General features: G+C 63.3%; 16 protein-coding genes. 7 read left to right on the top strand and 9 right to left on the bottom strand.

Annotation, left to right across the window (positions count from 1 at the left end; all coding sequences use genetic code 11):
• On the top strand, nucleotides 1-353 hold a 353-nt coding region (locus NKJ84_RS06880; RefSeq protein ID WP_352505871.1), incomplete at its 5' end, for an ABC transporter permease subunit.
• Between the two features lie 33 nt (nucleotides 354-386).
• The gene (locus tag NKJ84_RS06885; protein WP_352505872.1) at nucleotides 387-1,388 is read left to right on the top strand and encodes an Ldh family oxidoreductase; all 1,002 of its coding nucleotides are present in this window, start codon (nucleotides 387-389) and stop codon (nucleotides 1,386-1,388) included.
• Nucleotides 1,389-1,442: 54 nt separating this feature from the next.
• Here the strand turns inward: NKJ84_RS06885 and NKJ84_RS06890 are convergent, their stop codons facing one another.
• Nucleotides 1,443-1,712, bottom strand: a complete 270-nt coding sequence (locus NKJ84_RS06890; RefSeq protein ID WP_352505873.1) for a hypothetical protein — start codon at nucleotides 1,710-1,712, stop codon at nucleotides 1,443-1,445.
• A gap of 243 nt (nucleotides 1,713-1,955) precedes the next feature.
• Between NKJ84_RS06890 and NKJ84_RS06895 the strand changes: the two genes are divergently transcribed.
• On the top strand, nucleotides 1,956-2,930 hold the full coding sequence (locus NKJ84_RS06895) for a complex I NDUFA9 subunit family protein (RefSeq protein WP_352505874.1): 975 nt from the start codon (nucleotides 1,956-1,958) through the stop codon (nucleotides 2,928-2,930).
• Nucleotides 2,931-2,951: 21 nt separating this feature from the next.
• On the opposite strand, the gene NKJ84_RS06900 is transcribed toward NKJ84_RS06895, so the two are convergent.
• The gene (locus tag NKJ84_RS06900) at nucleotides 2,952-4,325 is read right to left on the bottom strand and encodes a cytochrome P450 (RefSeq protein ID WP_352505875.1); all 1,374 of its coding nucleotides are present in this window, start codon (nucleotides 4,323-4,325) and stop codon (nucleotides 2,952-2,954) included.
• A 185-nt stretch (nucleotides 4,326-4,510) separates the two neighbouring features.
• Here NKJ84_RS06900 and NKJ84_RS06905 point away from each other — a divergent pair, with 185 nt between their 5' ends.
• The 4 genes from NKJ84_RS06905 to NKJ84_RS06920 all read left to right on the top strand — a co-directional run bounded on the left by NKJ84_RS06905 (nucleotide 4,511) and on the right by NKJ84_RS06920 (nucleotide 11,586).
• On the top strand, nucleotides 4,511-5,080 hold the full coding sequence (locus NKJ84_RS06905) for an NADPH-dependent FMN reductase (RefSeq protein ID WP_352505876.1): 570 nt from the start codon (nucleotides 4,511-4,513) through the stop codon (nucleotides 5,078-5,080).
• 58 nt (nucleotides 5,081-5,138) lie between these two features.
• Complete coding sequence (locus tag NKJ84_RS06910; protein ID WP_352505877.1) at nucleotides 5,139-7,805, top strand: caspase family protein; 2,667 nt, start codon at nucleotides 5,139-5,141, stop codon at nucleotides 7,803-7,805.
• Nucleotides 7,806-7,951: 146 nt separating this feature from the next.
• Nucleotides 7,952-10,423 (top strand): DNA topoisomerase (ATP-hydrolyzing) subunit B, encoded by a 2,472-nt coding sequence (gene gyrB, locus NKJ84_RS06915; protein ID WP_352505878.1) that lies wholly within the window; start codon nucleotides 7,952-7,954, stop codon nucleotides 10,421-10,423.
• Between the two features lie 245 nt (nucleotides 10,424-10,668).
• Nucleotides 10,669-11,586: a hypothetical protein gene (locus NKJ84_RS06920; protein ID WP_352480094.1), complete on the top strand. Its 918-nt coding sequence runs from the start codon at nucleotides 10,669-10,671 to the stop codon at nucleotides 11,584-11,586.
• 95 nt (nucleotides 11,587-11,681) lie between these two features.
• On the opposite strand, the gene NKJ84_RS06925 is transcribed toward NKJ84_RS06920, so the two are convergent.
• From NKJ84_RS06925 to NKJ84_RS06955, 7 genes are all read right to left on the bottom strand, one after another.
• Nucleotides 11,682-13,202, bottom strand: a complete 1,521-nt coding sequence (locus NKJ84_RS06925) for a hypothetical protein (protein ID WP_352505879.1) — start codon at nucleotides 13,200-13,202, stop codon at nucleotides 11,682-11,684.
• A gap of 92 nt (nucleotides 13,203-13,294) precedes the next feature.
• On the bottom strand, nucleotides 13,295-14,692 hold the full coding sequence (locus NKJ84_RS06930; RefSeq protein ID WP_352480092.1) for an NAD(P)(+) transhydrogenase (Re/Si-specific) subunit beta: 1,398 nt from the start codon (nucleotides 14,690-14,692) through the stop codon (nucleotides 13,295-13,297).
• A 6-nt stretch (nucleotides 14,693-14,698) separates the two neighbouring features.
• Nucleotides 14,699-15,121: an NAD(P) transhydrogenase subunit alpha part 2 gene (locus NKJ84_RS06935; RefSeq protein WP_302893582.1), complete on the bottom strand. Its 423-nt coding sequence runs from the start codon at nucleotides 15,119-15,121 to the stop codon at nucleotides 14,699-14,701.
• On the bottom strand, nucleotides 15,121-16,395 hold the full coding sequence (locus tag NKJ84_RS06940; RefSeq protein WP_352505880.1) for a Re/Si-specific NAD(P)(+) transhydrogenase subunit alpha: 1,275 nt from the start codon (nucleotides 16,393-16,395) through the stop codon (nucleotides 15,121-15,123). The genes NKJ84_RS06935 and NKJ84_RS06940 overlap by 1 nt, the downstream gene beginning before the upstream one ends.
• An 81-nt stretch (nucleotides 16,396-16,476) precedes the next feature.
• Nucleotides 16,477-16,701: an aa3-type cytochrome c oxidase subunit IV gene (locus NKJ84_RS06945; RefSeq protein WP_254816044.1), complete on the bottom strand. Its 225-nt coding sequence runs from the start codon at nucleotides 16,699-16,701 to the stop codon at nucleotides 16,477-16,479.
• A 173-nt stretch (nucleotides 16,702-16,874) separates the two neighbouring features.
• A complete protein-coding gene (locus NKJ84_RS06950; protein ID WP_352480107.1) occupies nucleotides 16,875-17,024 on the bottom strand; it encodes a DUF3096 domain-containing protein in 150 nt (49 codons plus the stop codon).
• 116 nt (nucleotides 17,025-17,140) lie between these two features.
• Entirely contained in the window at nucleotides 17,141-17,923 is a 783-nt protein-coding gene (locus NKJ84_RS06955) for an N-acyl amino acid synthase FeeM domain-containing protein (protein ID WP_352480090.1), read from the bottom strand.
• Between the last annotated feature and the right edge of the window lie 44 nt (nucleotides 17,924-17,967).

Here is a 17,967-nt window from a genome sequence, read left to right on the forward strand (position 1 = left end):
AAGGCGAAGTAATGCGTGGCGCCTTCGCCGGGGTACCGCTTGGCCAACTCGAAGCGGCCCGCGCTTTCGGCATGAGCCGTTGGAAAATCTTCAGGCGCATATGGCTCCCGCAGGCGATCAGCCGGGCACTGCCGACGCTGGCGGGTGAAACTGTTCTCCAGCTGAAAGCGACACCGCTGGTGGCAACGATAACTATGGTCGACATCTATGCCGTAGCTTCGCGGGTGCGCCAGGATCTATTCATCACCTACGAACCCTTGCTGCTTCTGGCGTTGGTCTATATGTCCATCACCGGTATCCTGGTGTTCGGTTTCCGCAGGCTCGAGGCGCGGATCCCGAGCAAGCTAGGCTAAAGCTGTTAAAGTCGCGAATTCAGGGCAGCTGCCATGCAACTCAGTCTCGAGCAGGCGACAGGGCTGTGCCGGATGGCCGCACTTGGCGCCGGCGCCAACGAAGAGGCGGCGCAGTCGCTGGCTGCCTCGATCGTCGCGGCCGAGGCTGAAGGACTGTCGACAGTCGGACTGTCGCACTTCATCGATTATCTCGAAGCACTGGAAGCCGGCCGTATTGACGGCAACGCCGATCCGGTGATCACCAGGCCGGCGCTCGCGGTCTATCTTTCCGATGCGCGCGGCGGCTTAGCGCATACCGGTTTCGACCGCACGATCGATGACCTCGCCAAGGCGGCGCGACTGTTCGGCGTCGCCATCTTTTCGCAGAAGAATGCTTATACCTGCGGCGCGCTCGGCTATTTCACCGGACGGCTGGCCGCGCAGGGATTGGTGTCGTTCGCCGCCACCAACGGCCCGGCCGTGCTTGCCGGCTCGGGCTCGGTCAAGCCGGTCTACTGCACCAACCCGATGTCCTTTGCCGCACCCACCACGGACGGGGCGCCGCTGGTCATCGACCAGTCGTCGAGCGCCACTGCCTTCGTCAACATCCGCAAGGCGGCCGAGGACGGCAAGAAGATCCCCGAAGGCTGGGCACTGGACGCCAGCGGCAATCCAACCACGGACCCGGCAGCCGCCATGAAAGGCGCCATGCTTGCCTTCGGCGGCCAGCGCGGCGCCAACATCGCGCTGATGGTCGAGGTGCTGGCTGCGGGCCTGTCGGGCGCCAACTGGTCGCTCGATGCGCCATGGTTCAGCGGCGGGCCGGACAGTCCGGGGACCGGCCTGTTCGTGCTCGCCGTCGAGCCCAAGCTGCTCGATCCGAACTTCGAGAAACGGATGAAGGACCAACTCGACAGGTTGCGGCGGCGCTATGGCGTGCATGTGCCGGGGCGTGCCCGGGCAGAAGCGGCAGAGAAGGCGGCGGCGCGCGGCATAAGCGCGCCGAAAGCCGTGGTGCAACGCATTTCCGAATTCGCCGCGCGCTATTCGTCCTAAAGAAATTCGTTTGTACGATGAGCGGCAGAGGCCGGCCGATCCGGGAGCGCGAGCCTACTTCCCGCAATGATGATCGTTGATGACGTTCACCGCATTCGCGTCCGGTCCTACCCTGTTGTAGGAGCAGGGTTCGGCGGCCGTCGTGAACAGGGGGTTGTCATAGTAGCGCGGGCCACCGAACAGAATGTCGATGATGTCGCCGTTGGCGGGAACGTAGCGTTCGGGTTGCGCTTGGTGATGCCGGTTTGCCGCGAATGCCGGGGCACCAATGCTGCAGCCTGTTACGAAAGCCAGAGCGAAGATCGCAACGCGTTTTGTCGTCATCGGCAATATCCTCCATTCGGAATCAAACCATACATCTAAAATCGCCTAGCGAACAAAGGTTCCTGTTCCTAATGGAGTTGCCGTAAAGCCGGGCCTCGACGGCGTTTTCTGCCATTTCGAACGGATCCGGAAAATCATGCTTCAACAGTGCCGGGCGACCTATGGTCGCCCTTTGCCTTTGGCGCGAAACCGACTATGAAACGGCTTCAATCAAGCCATCTGGATAGCCCGCCGGAGCCAGCCATGACCGAAATCCTTCAGACCCCAAAGCTCGTCGTCGTTTTCGGCGGCTCCGGCTTTGTCGGTCGTCATGTCGTGCGGGCGCTGGCCAAGCGCGGCTACCGCATCCGGGTCGCCTGCCGCCGGCCCGATCTCGCCGGTCATTTGCAACCGCTTGGCAATGTCGGGCAGATCCAGCCGGTGCAGGCCAATGTCCGGGTGCGCTGGTCGGTCGACCGCGCCGTGCAAGGCGCCGACCATGTCGTCAATCTGGTGGCGATCGCGCATGAGGCCGGCCGGCAGAAATTTACTGCCGTCCACGAGTTCGGCGCGCGCGCTATTGCCGAAGCGGCGCGCGCCGTCGGCGCCGGCCTCACCCACATCTCGGCTCTGGGAGCGGAGCTCCACGCGCAATCGGACTACGCGCGGACCAAGGCGCTCGGCGAAAAGGCCGTTCTTGAGACGGTCCAAGACGCCGTGATCTTGCGGCCATCGATCAATTTCGGGCCGGAGGACGGTTTCTTCAACCGCTTTGCCAACATGGCCCGCTTTTCCCCAGTGCTGCCGCTGATCGGCGGCGGGCAGACGAAATTCCAGCCGGTCTATGTCGGCGACGTCGCCGAGGCGGTGGCGCACTCGGTCGACGGCAAGGTCCAGGGCGGCCGGATCTATGAACTCGGCGGGCCGCAGGTGCTTACCTTCAAGGAATGCATGCAAGAGCTGCTCGTCATCATCGAACGCAGGCGGTTTTTGCTGCCCGTGCCATGGTGGCTGGCGAACCTCCAGGCATCAATTCTCGGGCTGCTGCCCAATCCATTGTTGACCAAGGACCAGGTCCTGCTGTTGCGCCAGCACAATGTCGTGTCGGATGACGCCGTCAAGGACAACAGGACGCTTGCCGGCCTCGGTATCCAGCCGCGTTCGATCGGAACCATCCTGCCAAGCTATCTCTGGCGCTACCGCGCCGCCGGCCAGTTCCAACGCAAGTCCGCCGCATAACACGAACGGACGTCCGGTTGCCTACGGCGCGCGCCTGGTAACCTGCATCGGCAGCCCGCCTTGCGGCTGCGTCGTCAGCTTCTGCACCGGCCAGGGTCGGGTTTGCGCGGTGGTATCGAAACGATAACGCGAAAGCATGATCGCCAACGCGATGATTGCCTCCTGCATGGCAAAGCTGGCGCCGATGCAGACGCGAGGCCCGGCGCCGAACGGCAAATACTGGAAACGGTCGATCTTTTCACGATTCCCCGGATGGAAGCGTTCCGGCATGAAAGCGTCCGGCCGGTCCCACAATTTCCGATGGCGGTGGACGACCCACGGCATCACCAGCACCGCGGCACGCCGCGGTATGTAGAGGCCGTTCCAGGTTTCGGGCTCGATCGGTTCGCGGTTGATCGATGGCGCCGGCGGATAGAGCCTGAGCGCCTCTTCGAAGGCGGCACGGGTGAGCGGCATGGCGTCGAGCCATTTCGTCGGGTCGGGCTCACGCGCCAGCACCGCATCGATCTCGTGCTCGATCTTTTCGCGCTCCCACGGCGCTTCGGCAAGGCAGTAGAGCGTCCAGCCGAGCGCCCTGGCCGTAGTCTCGTGGCCAGCGCCGATGAAGGTGATGATGTTGTCCTCGACTTCGGACCGGGTTAGCCCGCCCGGTCCCTCCGCCCTCAACAGCAGCGTAAGAAAATCCTGCGGCACCGTGTCCGGAGCACGCCTCAACCGCGCCTCGCGCATCTGCACCGTGTCGGTGACGATCTTGCGGAAGTAGGCCATGGTCTTGCGGCCGCGGATGCGGGTCAGGCGCGGCAGCCAGTCGGGTGCCCGCAACAGGTCGAGTGGATCGACCCGACCCATCGTCTCGAACAGGCGGTCGATCTCCTTGGCAAAGCTGCCCGGCTCGCCTGAAATCTCACCGGAAAACAGCGTCTCGGCCAGGATGTCAAAGGTAAGCAGCGTCATGTCGTGAGCGACGTCGAACGTACCGCCGCCCTCGTAGCGCATGACGAACTCCCGCGTGCGTTTCAGCATCGGCTCGGCGAAACCGAAGATATGGCGCGGCGTGAACACTGGCGCCATCGCCTTGCGTGAACGCCTCCACACCTCGCCCTCGGCGGTCAGCAGGCCGTCGCGCAGGATCGGCCGCAGGATCAGCTGGCGAACCGTCGCCATCTTGTAGTTCTTGGCGTTATCGACGAGCACATGGCGAATGAGACCGGGATCGTTGGCGATGACCAGCGGCCCACCGATACCGGTCACCGAAATCCAGGGCTCGTTATAGGTCGGCTCGCCCCACAGCTCGAGCGGATTGCGGTAGACGATGCGGATCATCTCCAGCGTCGAGGGCGGCGCTGTGCGCGGCTTCGGCGCCGGCGGGACGAAGGGGACGGGCTGACTGTCCATGGCTTGCTCCGCTGACACCTCAATGTAGTGGCGGGCAAGGCAGGCGTCCATGTGACTGGACGACAAGGCGAAGCATCCGCTCTCTGGAATGTGACCAGGGCACCGGAAATTGCCTGCTTGCTGTGTCCGGCTGCGTGTCTTAGGTGGCAGCACCACAGATGTCAGAAACCGGCAGGAGCCCCGCTTTGAAGCACCAGTTGAACGTCATCATCGGCAGCACGCGGCCGGGCCGCGCCGGACCGGTTTTCGCAAAGTGGCTGGAAAGCTTTGCGCGCGAACACGGCAAATTCGAGCCATTGCTCACCGATATCGCCGCCTTCAACCTGCCGGTGCTGGACGAGCCGCATCATCCGAGACTCGGCAAATACGAAAACAGCCACACGAAAGCCTGGTCGAAAGCAATCGACGCCGCCGACGCATTCGTCTTCGTAGCGCCGGAATACAATTATTTCGCCGCTCCGGCGATCGTCAACGCGGTCGACTACCTGCTCAGGGAATGGCGATACAAGCCGGCCGCCATCCTCAGCTATGGCGGTGTCTCCGGCGGCTTGCGAGCGGCGCAGGCAGTCAAACCGTTGCTGACCTCCGTCGGCGTCATGCCGATCCCGGAAGGCGTGGCGCTGCCGATGTACCAGAAGCTGCTCGACGAGACCGGCGCCTTCCTGCCCAGCGAGCAGGTGCTCGGCGGGGCCAGGACCATGCTGGACGAGTTGTTCCGCTGGAGCGAAGCGCTGAAGCCGATGCGGGTCGGCTGACAACGCGAACGGCCGCGCTTGCCGATGCCATAACTTGCTCATGCCATAAAGAGATGGAATGCTCCGGCAAACGACCGGGCCGGGGCGGTTCGATTTGCGTCTTCTGTTTGCCTTGCTGCTGATCCTCTCGACGGCCTCCGCTGCCGTGGCGGAGCGGCGCGTTGCGCTGGTCATCGCCGAGAACGACTACCGGCTGATCCGGCCGCTCGCCAATCCCGTCAACGACGGCGAGGTGATGGAAACGGTGCTGAGGAAGCTCGGCTTTGAGGTCTTCCTCGAAACCAACCGCGACCTGCGGCGCATGCGCCGGGCGCTCGACGATTTCCGCGAGGATGCCAAAGGCGCCGACGTGGTACTGGTGTTCTTTTCCGGCCACGGGGTCGAGATCGCCGGCGAGAATCGGCTCCTGCCGGTCGATGCAGACGCGTCGTCGCTCGATGCGCTGGAAAGGACCAGCCTGCCGCTGGAGCAGATCCGCACGACCGTCGCCGCCACCAGCAAGGTCGGGCTGATCGTGCTCGATGCCTGCCGCAGCGATCCGTTTGCGGCTACGGGCGGCGAAGGCCGCGGCGCAACGGCGCTTGCAAAAGAGGTCGGCGTCAAGGTCCGGCCGGGTCTTGGCCGCGTCGGGCGGGCAGAAAACATTCTGTTTGCCTTCTCGGCAGCGCCCGGCGAGACCGCCGCGGATGGGACCGGCCAGAATTCGCCGTTCACCGCGGCGTTGACGAAATATCTCGGCACCGATGGACTCGAGATCCGCTCCGTGCTGACGCTCGTGCAGCAGGAGGTCTACGACCTCTCGCGCGGCAAGCAATTGCCCTATGTCGAGAGCGGCCTGCCGCAGCTGTTCTTTGCCACGACAGCCAAGGAGAAACTGCCCGAGCGCGAACGCCTGTTGCTTGCCATGGCCGAGGTGACGCCTCAGATGCGCGGCGAGGTGGAGAAGATCGCCAGTGACGCCGACATGCCGCTGGCACCGCTCTATGGCGCGTTGATCAGTTCCGATACCGGCCACCTCTCCGCTGACAGTCTGAACGCCAGGCTGCGTGAGGCAGCCGACGCCTTCGTCAAGGTGCGGAGCGAAATGCAGACGCTTGGATCCGACGATCTGCGGGTGGCAGCGTTGCGCCGGCAGGCCGAAGAGCAGCTTTCGCTGGGAGCGTTCGATGCGGCGCGCAAAAAGCTCGCCGAGGCAGCCGAGATCGATAATGTCTCTCGCAACGCTCTGAAGGCCAATTTCGTCAGCCGCACGCTCTCCGAGGCCGCAACGCGCTATCTGTCCGGCGGGGCGGCGCGGGCCGACCTCGACTACGCCACAGCCATCAAGGACTATGAATCCGTGCTCGCGCTTTATGGCGAAGCCGGACGGGTGGTGCTGTCGCTCGACGATGCCGACCGCTTGATCCGCACGCTGGACGAGCTGGGCAAACTCTATACCACGGTTGGCAATATCGATGCGGCCGGCCGCGCCTTCGAGACGCTGCAAGCCGATCTCGAACGGCGGTCGCATCATGAAACCGATCCCAACGTGAAACGCGACTTCGCCGTCAGTCACGTCAAGCTCGGCAATGTGCGGATGGCACAAGGCAATCTGCCGACAGCGCTGCAAAACTATGAGGCGGCCAAGACCATTCTGCAGGGCCTGACCGAGGCAGAACCGGACAATCTGGAGTGGTTCGGCGACCTCGCCATGGCCGACGACAAGATCGGTAACGTACTGGCGACGCAAGGCGATCTGGCCGGCGCCGCAGAGGTCTACCAGGAAAGTCTGTCGATCAAGAAACAGCTCGCCGCCGGAGAGCCCGACCGTGCCGAACTGCAGCGCGACCTGACCATCACCTACGATGAGATCGGTCACCTTGCCCATGTCGCAGGCCAACTGGATAACGCACAGGCGGCCTATGAAGAGAGCCTGAAGGTGCGGCTGGCGCTGGCGGCGGACAAACCGGGAGACGCCGACCGGCAGCGTGACGTCTCGGTCAGCCACGATACGATAGGCGACCTGCTGCGCGAACGCGGCGACGCCGCCGGGGCGCTGGCGGCTTACAGGGAAGGCCTCGCGATCGTCAAGCAACTGGCGAAACGCGATCCGGACGACACCGAGCTGAAACGCGACCTGTCGGTCGGCAACGCCAAGATCGGCAATGCGCTGAGCGACCAGCAGAATTGGCCGGCGGCACTTTCGGCTTATCGTGAGGCACTTTCGCAGGCCAGCGCGCTCGCCGTCGGCGACCCGAACAACACCGAATGGCAGCGCGACCTGTCCGTCTGCCTCGAGAAAGTCGCCGGCGTCCTGGCGATACAGGGCGACCACAAAGGCGCGCTGAAAGCCTATCTGGACAGCTACGCGATTGCGCAGCGGCTGGCCAAGCTCGATCCGGCCAATTCCGACTGGCAGCGTGACTTGTCGATAACGCTGTCCGAAGTCGCCACCCTGCGCCTAAAGCAGCGCGACCTCAGCGGAGCCCGGCAAGCCTATCAGGACAGCCTGGCCATTCGCGAGAAACTTGCCCGGGCCGATCCGGACAACGCCACCTGGCAGCGCGACCTGGTGGTCGCCTATATCGACTACGCGCAAGTCGCTAAGGATCCGAAAGCCGTGCTTTCCAAGGCGCTCGACATGACGCTCGAGCTCGACCGAAGCGGGCGGTTGGCGCCGCGATACAAATTCATGATCAAGTTCCGGCGTCAGCGGCTGGCCAGGATCGAAGCCAAGCGCCAGTAGCCGGCCGACGCGACCGTCATTCCGTCCGGAAATGCCTGCAAACCTTGGAAAAACCGCCTTTTGCGCCTATATCTACGACATTAGAAATGCGCGATTCGAAGCCGATTTTTCGCGCTCTGCACACGGCATCAATCAGACAGGTTTTCATGAGCGAACAGACCGACATCGCCAACGGCGTTGAAGCCGAATACGGCGCCGATTCCATCAAGGTTTTGAAGGGCTTGGATGCCGTTCGCAAGCGGCCGGGCATGTATATCGGCGATACCGACGACGGCTCGGGCCTGCACCACATGGTCTATGAAGTCGTCGACAACGCCATCGACGAAGCCCTGGCCGGCCATGCCGACCTGGTCACGGTGACGCTCAATCCGGACGGATCGGTGACGGTCACCGACAATGGCCGCGGCATTCCGACCGATATCCACACCGGCGAAGGCATTTCGGCGGCCGAAGTGATCATGACGCAGCTGCATGCCGGCGGCAAGTTCGACCAGAACTCCTACAAGGTGTCGGGCGGCCTGCACGGCGTCGGCGTGTCGGTCGTCAACGCACTGTCGGCCTGGCTGAAACTGAAGATCCGCCGCAACGGCCAGATCTACGAGATGAGCTTCACGCATGGCAATGCCGACGCGCCGCTGCGCGTTACCGGCAGTTATGAACAAGACAAGCTCCCCGGCACCTATGAAGGCCGCAGCGGCAGCGAAATCACGTTTTTGCCGTCGTCCGAAACCTTCACCATGGTCGAATTCGACTACGGTACGCTGGAGCATCGGCTGCGCGAACTCGCCTTCCTGAACTCCGGCGTGCGCATCGTTTTGACCGATGCCCGCCATGCCGACATCGTGCGCCATGAATTGCACTACGATGGCGGCCTCGAAGAGTTCGTCCGATATCTCGACCGGACGAAAAAGCCGTTGCTCGACAAGCCGATATCGATCCGCGCCGAGCGCGACGGCATCACGGTCGAAGTCGCCATGTGGTGGAACGACAGCTACCACGAGAACGTGCTGGCCTTCACCAATAACATCCCGCAACGCGACGGCGGCACGCATCTGGCAGGCTTTCGCGGTGCGCTGACACGCCAGATAACCGGCTATGGCGACTCTTCGGGCCTGACCAAGAAGGAAAAGGTGGCGCTGATCGGCGACGATTGCCGTGAAGGGCTGACGGCGGTGCTGTCAGTCAAGGTTCCCGACCCGAAATTCTCCTCGCAGACCAAGGACAAGCTGGTGTCGTCCGAGGTCCGTCCGGTGGTCGAAGGGCTGGTCAACGAAGCGCTCGGCACCTGGCTGGAGGAGCACCCGACCGAGGGCAAGGCGGTCATCGAGAAGGTCATCCAGGCCGCGGCCGCGCGTGAAGCCGCGCGCAAGGCACGCGACATTACCCGCAAGAGTTCGCTCGGCGTCACCTCGCTGCCCGGCAAGCTGGCCGATTGCCAGGAGCGCGATCCGGCAAAATCGGAGATCTTCATCGTCGAGGGCGACAGCGCCGGCGGCTCGGCCAAGGGCGGCCGTTCGCGCCAGAACCAGGCCATTCTTCCGCTGCGCGGCAAGATCCTCAATGTCGAGCGCGCCCGCTTCGACCGTATGCTCGGCTCCGACATGATCGGCACGCTGATCACTGCGCTCGGCACCTCGATCGGCAAGGACGAGTTCAATGCCGACAAGCTGCGATACCACAAGATCATCCTGATGACCGACGCCGATGTCGACGGCGCCCACATCCGCACCTTGCTGCTGACCTTCTTCTTTCGCCAGATGCCGGAACTGATCGAACGCGGTCATCTCTACATCGCGCAGCCGCCGCTCTATAAGGTGACGCGCGGGAAGAGCTCGCAATACATCAAGGACGAAGCCGCCTTCGAGGAATTCCTGATCGGCTCCGGGCTGGAAGAAGCGTCGCTTGCGCTCAGCACGGGCGAGGTGCGGGCCGGGCAGGACCTGCGCAGTGCCATCGACGACGCCTTGGCTGTCCGCCAGCTCATCAACGGATTGCACACCCGCTATAACAGAGGCGTGGTCGAGCAGGCAGCGATTGCCGGCGCGCTCAACCCGGAGATCTTCACCGACCTCGGCCGCGCCAATGAGACGGCCGAGCGTGTTGCCCGCCGTCTCGACATTATCGCCGAGGACACCGAGCGCGGCTGGATCGGCCGCATGTCGACCTCGAACGAGGGCATTGGCGGCTATGTCTTCGAGCGAACGGTGCGCAGCGTCAAGGAGTTCGCACATCTCGACCTGGCGCTGATCAATTCCGCCGACGCACGCCAGCTCGACCGCTATGCGCCGCGTCTGGCGGAAATCTATGGCGAGCCGCCGGTGCTGCGCCGCAAGGATGTCTCGGAAACCATTTCGGGGCCGCTGGCACTGCTCAATGCCGTGTTTGCCACCGGCCGCAAGGGCCTCACCATGCAGCGCTACAAGGGCCTTGGCGAAATGAACGCCGAGCAGCTCTGGGAAACGACGCTTGACCCGAATGTGCGCTCGCTCTTGCAGGTCAAGGTCAATGACGCAACGGATGCGGACAGCTTGTTTTCGCGGCTGATGGGCGACGAGGTCGAGCCCAGGCGCGAATTCATCCAGGAAAACGCGCTGTCGGTCGCCAATCTGGACATCTGAGCCACGATCTCAGATACCCAGCCAGCAGGCATGAAGTGCATTGGTGCGCCTTGGCGCACCGATGCCGACTGTTGCAAGCAACAGAGATCAGCAGGACCGCCGGAACGGAAAGGCTTTCAAGGCATTGTAGTTGATCACAATCGCCGCAGGAGGCATCTATGGGACGTGGCATTTTGCTCTGGCTTCTCGGAGTCCCGATTCCGATCATTATTCTGATCATGCTGTTTGCAAGGTAGGGGGCTTCGATGCCGTCCACCCTAACGACTGCCGACGTTTCCGCACCGACGGAATCCGCTTCCCCCGCTGTCAGCTGGGGGCCAATCGTCGCCGGCGCCTTTGCTGCGTCGACGCTTACCTTCATCTTGATGCTGCTCGGCTCCGGGCTTGGGCTGAGCATGGTGTCGCCATGGTCCGGCTCGGGTGCGTCAGTCACCACTTTCGCAGTTTCCACTGCCGTCTGGCTGATCGTCGTGCAGTGGTTGTCGTCGGCGCTGGGCGGCTACCTCGCCGGACGCCTGCGCACCAAATGGGTCGGCATCCACACCGATGAAGTCTTCTTCCGCGATACCGCTCACGGTTTCCTGGCCTGGGCGCTGGCGACGTTGCTCGTCGCCGGCGTGCTCGGCACGGCGCTTTCGGCCGCAATAGGCAGCGGTGTCCAGGCTGCTTCGACTGTGGCATCGGGCGCGGCAATGGGCGCTTCGGCAGGTGCTGCCGCAAACGCTGGTGGCGCCTCGACTAACGACGCCACGTCGTATTTCGTCGATACGCTGTTTCGCCCGGCCGATCCGGCAAGGCTCGCTGCCGCCAATCCGGAGAGCGACGCCGCGGCATCGGCGCAGGCATCGCGCATTCTGATCGCGAGTGCCGCAGCAGGCGAAATATCGGCCGACGACAAGACCTATCTGTCGCGGCTGGTGGCCGCCCGCACAGGCCTGTCCGAAGCGGATGCCACCGCTCGCGTCGATGCAGTAATCGCCAGAGCGCAGGAGGCCAAGGTCAAGGCGCAGCAGGCGGCCGACACCGCCAGAAAGGCAGGCGCCACCTTCTCGCTGATTGGCGCGCTGTCGCTGGTCATCGGCGCCTTCATTGCCAGTGCGGCCGCAGCACTTGGCGGCAGGCAGCGCGACGACGAGGAAGCAATTTTCCTGACCAATCGTTGATCGGTGACTAGGCGAACTCGGTCCGCTTCGGGAAGATTACGCCCGAAGCGGACCCTTGCCTTGAAGTGCCGCCGCGGCATTGTCGTGCTCACCGCCTACAGCTCAGCTTCCAGTTTGCGGCCGAGATCGACCGCATCGCGCAGCACGGCAAGGTGCGAGCGCGGCCGTGCGCCGACCGGCGCATTGACTTCGACGCCGCTCGCCGTCAGCGACCAATAGAGCCTGTGCGTGAAGACGCGGCCAAGCGAGCCGCGCAGCTCGACCTGGATGTTTTCCACGCCGGGACCGAAGTTTTCCGTCATCCGCCCTGAGATCGGGTCGCCGGTCAGCCAGCCATTGCCCCTGTCGAAAATATTGGTCCAGCGCGTTGCGGCAAACACCGCGCCATGATGCACCGCCCGCTGCGGCTTGCCGGAATGGCTGCGCCCTTCCTGGTAGAGCATGGTCCCGCCCGCCGCCCTGTCGGCGATCGGCGGGCATGCCGAAAACAGGCGCTCGGCGATGCCGCGCCTGAATTCGGCGAGGTTGTAGGTCACCAGGAACTCGCTGTGGGTCAGCGGACTGCCGAGCGTGACGAAATCGCTGATCTTCCACGGCAGCGGATGATCGGCGTCGCCGACGCGAAGCTGCCGGTAGAGCTCCCATTGGTGGCGCCGGAATGCGGGGAGATCATTGAGGCTGTCGGGCCAGGCGGAGGCATCGGCGGCCAGCGTCGCCTTGTCGACGGCGTGGATCGCCTTCAGCCGCGCTTTGTCGCGAATGGCTTCCAGCTTTCTAGGCCTGAAATCAGCCCACAAGATCTGCAACAGATCATAGGCGATGATCGACCCGAGGCTGTGCGAGACCAGCACGATGCGATCATAGGCATCGTCCATCATGAGACGCTTCAGCAGCTTGAGGCCACGCTCGCGGACCAGCGCCCGTTTCTCGACCGTTGCCGCTTCGGCCCGCACATAGGCGGCGACGTCGCCGAAATAAGGCAAGCCAAACTGGTCCACCGACCAGATGACGAACGACGCCAGAACCGTGACAAGCACACCGGTCGTCCAGGAGATGTAGCCTTGCCAGGTCGACGTTGCGAGCGCCAGCGCCGCGCCGAGGACGACGATGGTGGCCAAAAGCGTGACGACGTAGAGTTTGCGCACATCGCGCGGAATATCGACGGGCTTGCGCCAGAGCAGGGTCGTCACCCAGGCAGCAAGGCGGCTTCGGGTCGTGCCCTGGGTGATGTCGGCCCAGTAAAGCTCGTAGAAATCGGTGCGGCGGCCATCGACATCATAGGGCGTGGTGATCCGGCGGAGTTCGTGCGAATTGGTCCGGCTGTCGGGCGTGATCCAGCTCTGGTTGATCTTCGCACCCATCGGGTCGGCCGGATCGGCGACATGGGCATAGAACGGTGCACGGGCCGGATCGTGGCTCCATACGGCCTGGACAAACTCCCTCAACGTGTCCATGGGCCGCTGCTCGCCCATGCCGTGCACGACCACTACCGCCTGGCTGCGCTTGCGTGGCGCCTTCTCTGCTGCGGTCAGATCGGCGGCCGGCGATGCAGCAGAACCAGGGTCGGGCACCAGCACCTCCACGATGACGCCGTTTGCAAGACGACGGGTCGGCATCGTAGCTTCAGAACCGGTAACAGCCAAGAAAAAGCCCGGCGCGGAGCCGAGCTGTATTCGACGATCGGCAGTGAATTGGCAACGAGGCCTTTTCAGTGATCCATGGCCTTGACGATCTCCTCGGTCATCTTCTTGGCGTCGCCGAGCAGCATCATGGTGCCGTCCTTGTAGAACAGCGTGTTGTCGATGCCGGCATAGCCGGAGCCAAGCGAGCGCTTGACGAACAGGCAAGTGCGCGCCTTGTCGACGTCGAGGATCGGCATGCCGTAGATCGGTGAGGACTTGTCGTCACGAGCCGAGGGATTGGTGACGTCGTTGGCGCCGATGACATAGGCGACGTCGGCCTGCGCGAACTCAGAGTTGATGTCCTCCAACTCGAACACTTCGTCATAAGGCACGTTGGCTTCGGCCAAGAGCACGTTCATGTGGCCGGGCATGCGGCCGGCGACGGGGTGGATGGCGTATTTGACGTCGACGCCGTTGGCCTTGAGCTTGTCGGCCATCTCGCGCAGCGCGTGCTGCGCCTGGGCGACGGCCATGCCGTAGCCCGGCACGATGATGACCTTTTGCGCATTCATCATCAGATAGGCGGCATCCTCGGCCGAGCCCTGCTTGACCGTGCGCTCGATGCCGTCGTTGGCAATGGCTGATGTCTCGCCGCCGAAGCCACCGAGGATGACCGAGATGAAGCTCCGGTTCATGCCTTTGCACATGATGTAGGACAGGATGGCGCCCGATGAACCGACCAGAGCGCCGGTGATGATCAGCGCCAGATTGCCGAGCGTGAAACCGAGTGCGGCGGCGGCCCAGCCGGAATAGGAATTCAGCATCGACACCACCACCGGCATATCGGCGCCGCCGATCGGGATGATGAGAAGGACGCCCAGCACCAGCGAGCCGGCAACGATCAGCCAGAACACCAGCTTGGACTCGGTGGTGACGAGCAGCACGATCAGCACGATCAGCGCAATGCCCAGGGCCGCGTTGATGAAGTGGCGGCCACCGATCATGATCGGCTTGCCCGACATGCGGCCGTCGAGCTTCAAGAAAGCGATGACCGAGCCGGTGAAAGTGATGGCGCCGATGGCAACGCCGAGGCTCATCTCGATCAGCGCCTGGGCATGAATATCGGCGACGGTGCCGATGCCGAAGCTTTCCGGTGCATAGATGGCGGCGGCCGCCACCATGACCGCAGCAAGACCGACCAGCGAGTGAAAGGCGGCGACCAGCTGCGGCATCGAGGTCATGGCGATGCGCCGTGCCGTGACCGCACCGACCGAGCCGCCGATCAGCAGCCCGAGCACGATCAGCGCGAAGCGGCCGGCGGAAGGGGTGGCCAGAGCCAGCGTCGTGGCGATGGCAATGCCCATACCGATCATGCCGTACATGTTGCCCTGGCGGCTGGTGGTCGGATGCGACAGGCCGCGCAATGCCAGGATGAACAGGATGCCGGAGACCAGATAGAGGAAGGAAGCGAAGTTGGCGTTCATAGCGGCCTACTTTTCCTTCTTCTTGTACATAGCCAGCATGCGCTGGGTGACGAGGAAGCCGCCGAAGATGTTGACCGATACCAGCATCAGCGCAACGAAGCCGAAGCCGGTGGCGATGCCCGAGGCCGAGATGCCGACGGCCAGCAACGCGCCGACTACGATGACGGAGGAAATGGCGTTGGTGACGGCCATCAATGGCGTGTGCAGCGCCGGCGTCACCGACCAGACGACGTAGTAGCCGACGAAGATCGCCAGCACGAAGATGGCGAAGCGGAAGACGAAGGGATCGATGGCACCGCCGGACAGCGCGTGAGCGGCGTCACCCGCCGCTTCGGTGCCGGGCGCGGCGGCTAGGTTCTGAACCGCGAGCCGCACGGCAGCTGTCGCCTGGTCGAGCTGGTCGAGGGCTTTCTGCAGAGTCTGATCCATCACGCGATCCCTCCGGTGGTCTTGGGCTTCCTCGAAGCGGCTGGTCTCTTCGCAGCCGGCTTCGCCGAAGCCTCGGCAACCATCGTCCTCGCCGGAATGGCCGGTGGTTCGACATGTTGGCCCTTTGGTGGCTCCTGTTCAGCCCTGACGAACGCGGGATGCACGACCTTGCCGGCATCGGTCAGCATGGTTGCCTTGACCAGCTCGTCGTCGCGGTTGATGGCAAGCGTCTTCGTCGCCTTATCGACCAGCGTCTCAAGGAAGGCATAGAGGTTCCTGGCATAGAGAAGCGAGGCCGAGGCGGCGACGCGACCGGGAACGTTGAGATGGCCGACGATCTTTACCCCGTTGGCGGTGGTCACCACCTTCCCGGGCACGGCGCCCTCGACATTGCCGCCGCGCTCGACCGCGAGGTCGACGATCACGGAGCCGGGTTTCATCGACGCGACCATCGCCGCCGAAACCAGCTTCGGCGCTGGCCGGCCGGGGATCAGCGCCGTGGTGATGACGATGTCCTGCTTGGCGATGTGCTCGGCGGTCAGCGCCGCCTGCTTGGCCTGGTACTCCTTCGACATTTCCTTGGCGTAGCCGCCAGCCGTCTCGGCCGCCTTGAACTCCTCGTCCTCGACGGCCAGGAATTTTGCGCCGAGCGAGGCGACCTGCTCCTTGGCGGCCGGGCGCACGTCGGTGGCGGTGACCACGGCGCCGAGGCGGCGCGCGGTGGCGATGGCCTGCAGACCGGCGACGCCGACGCCCATGACGAACGCCTTCGCAGCCGGGACCGTGCCAGCCGCCGTCATCATCATCGGCAACGCCCGGTCATATTCGGCAGCCGCATCGATCACCGCCTGGTAGCCGGCGAGGTTGGCCTGGCTGGATAGAACGTCCATCGATTGCGCCCGGGTGATGCGCGGCATGAACTCCATGGAGAAGGCAGTAACACCGGCCCTGGCAAGGGCTGCGACGGCAGCATCGTTGCCATAGGGATCCATGATGGCGATGACGGCGGCGCCGGACTTGTAGCCCTTCAGCTCGACGTCCATGGGGCGGCGCACCTTTAGCACCACGTCGGCCTTGGCAGCATCGCCGGCTTTGCCGATCGCGGCGCCCGCCTTGGCAAACTCCTCGTCGGGAATGCGCGACGCCGTGCCGGCGCCGGTTTCCACGGTTACGTCGAAACCCAGCGCTGCCAGCCGCTTCACCGTATCGGACGAGGCCGCGACGCGAGGCTCGTTTGCGTCGAGCTCACGAGGGATGAAAACCGTCTGTCCCACCGCACGATCCTTTCGGCCGGAACCCTGTTACCGCAAGACACCGACCGTCCGCGGCGGCGCCTTCGACAAAGGTTGGAGGAGTTATCGGAGAATAAAGGCGCCGATGGCCAGGATCAGCACGAACAGGATAGTCGCCGAGAAGAAGCCGCCCACAAAGAAGCCGAACGCCATGGCAAGAAGCACGGCGGCGCAAAATAGCGACCCATATTTGGCCAGCATCACAAAGCCGGCATAGGTGCGGTCGTGCTCGGCATAGTCCATCTTCGCGCCCAGTTCGACAGGACCGGTCGGCGTATGTTCAGCCATTGGAATACCCCTTCGAAGACATCTTTCAGGCACATAGCGAAAAGCCGCGTTAAGGGCAATGGCGCTATTGCCGCATCGCCGCAGCCAACAATCTCAAGCAAAACTTGAAATCGCTGCGCGGAGCGCGGCGATACCAATCCTAATGGATGGCAGGTCCGCTATTGCCGATGTCGTTAGCCGGCGAGATGCGGGAACAGACCGAGCAGGCCGACAACGATCAGATAAAGGGCGACGATATAATTGAGTAGCCGCGGGATCACCAGGATCAGCACGCCTGCAATCAGCGAGATAAGCGGGGTAAGGGCGAGCGTGGAAATGGTCATATCGGTTCCTTTGATCGGATCGCTATCGAAGCGGTGCGTGATGGATGTCGGCCATGCCGACCTACCAACACCCTTGCCCAGAACGCCGAAGCGATCGGAAGGCTCCATGGGCTCGTTCAGGCGGCTTCGCGAAAATACTTGGCGGTGGGCAGGATGGTCAGCGGCGCGAGTTCGCCGGCGCCGGGCTTATCGAACAACATGCGCTGCTCCATCGGCGTCGAACGGAAGAACGGAAAGCGAGCGTAGGTTTCATTCTTGATCGCCAGGACATCGGCCTGATAAAGCAGCGCAAAACAGTTGATCACGCCGGCATAGGGCCGCGCATCACCGATCGGTCGCGCCCGATAGATGCGCTTGTAGAAAGCCGCATGGTCCTCACGGATCATGGATATGCAATAAGGCGCGCCGAAATGGAAGCACGCCATGCCGGCAAGGCGCAGCGTCACATACGGGATCTGAGGGTAAAGCCGTGACCATTCGGCGTCCACGGCAAAACGGCTCGGGTCGATAAAGACTTCGCCGGCCGCCAGACGCGGCATCAACAAGTCCTTGTATACGCTGAGCGCTGGTGATGTGGCGTTATCAGCAGACACGTCATGCAGGCGCATCGTGCTGACCAGCCGCCCCTCGATGTAGATTCCAAACGTATGGCAATTGGGCAGTTCGTCAAACTCGTCATGGACCTGACGGGACGCATTCTCGGGCACCAGATCGTTCATCCGATAGGAATTGTAGCGCAGCCTGTAAATGCTTTCGAAGTCCTCGCCGCTTTCACAGCGTCGGTACTCCGTCCGGTCAAGCAGCGCATAGACATGTTGCGCGAAGCTGGACATGGTCTCGGACGCATCTTTCCCACCAGCGCCCGCCGCATGGCCGAGCGAACTCAACTGGGCACACATGAACTCTATTCCCCGCGATTGCCGCCACCAGCCGACACTACGGA

It is taken from the genome of Mesorhizobium sp. M0048, from assembly GCF_040323405.1.
Lineage (GTDB): Bacteria > Pseudomonadota > Alphaproteobacteria > Rhizobiales > Rhizobiaceae > Mesorhizobium.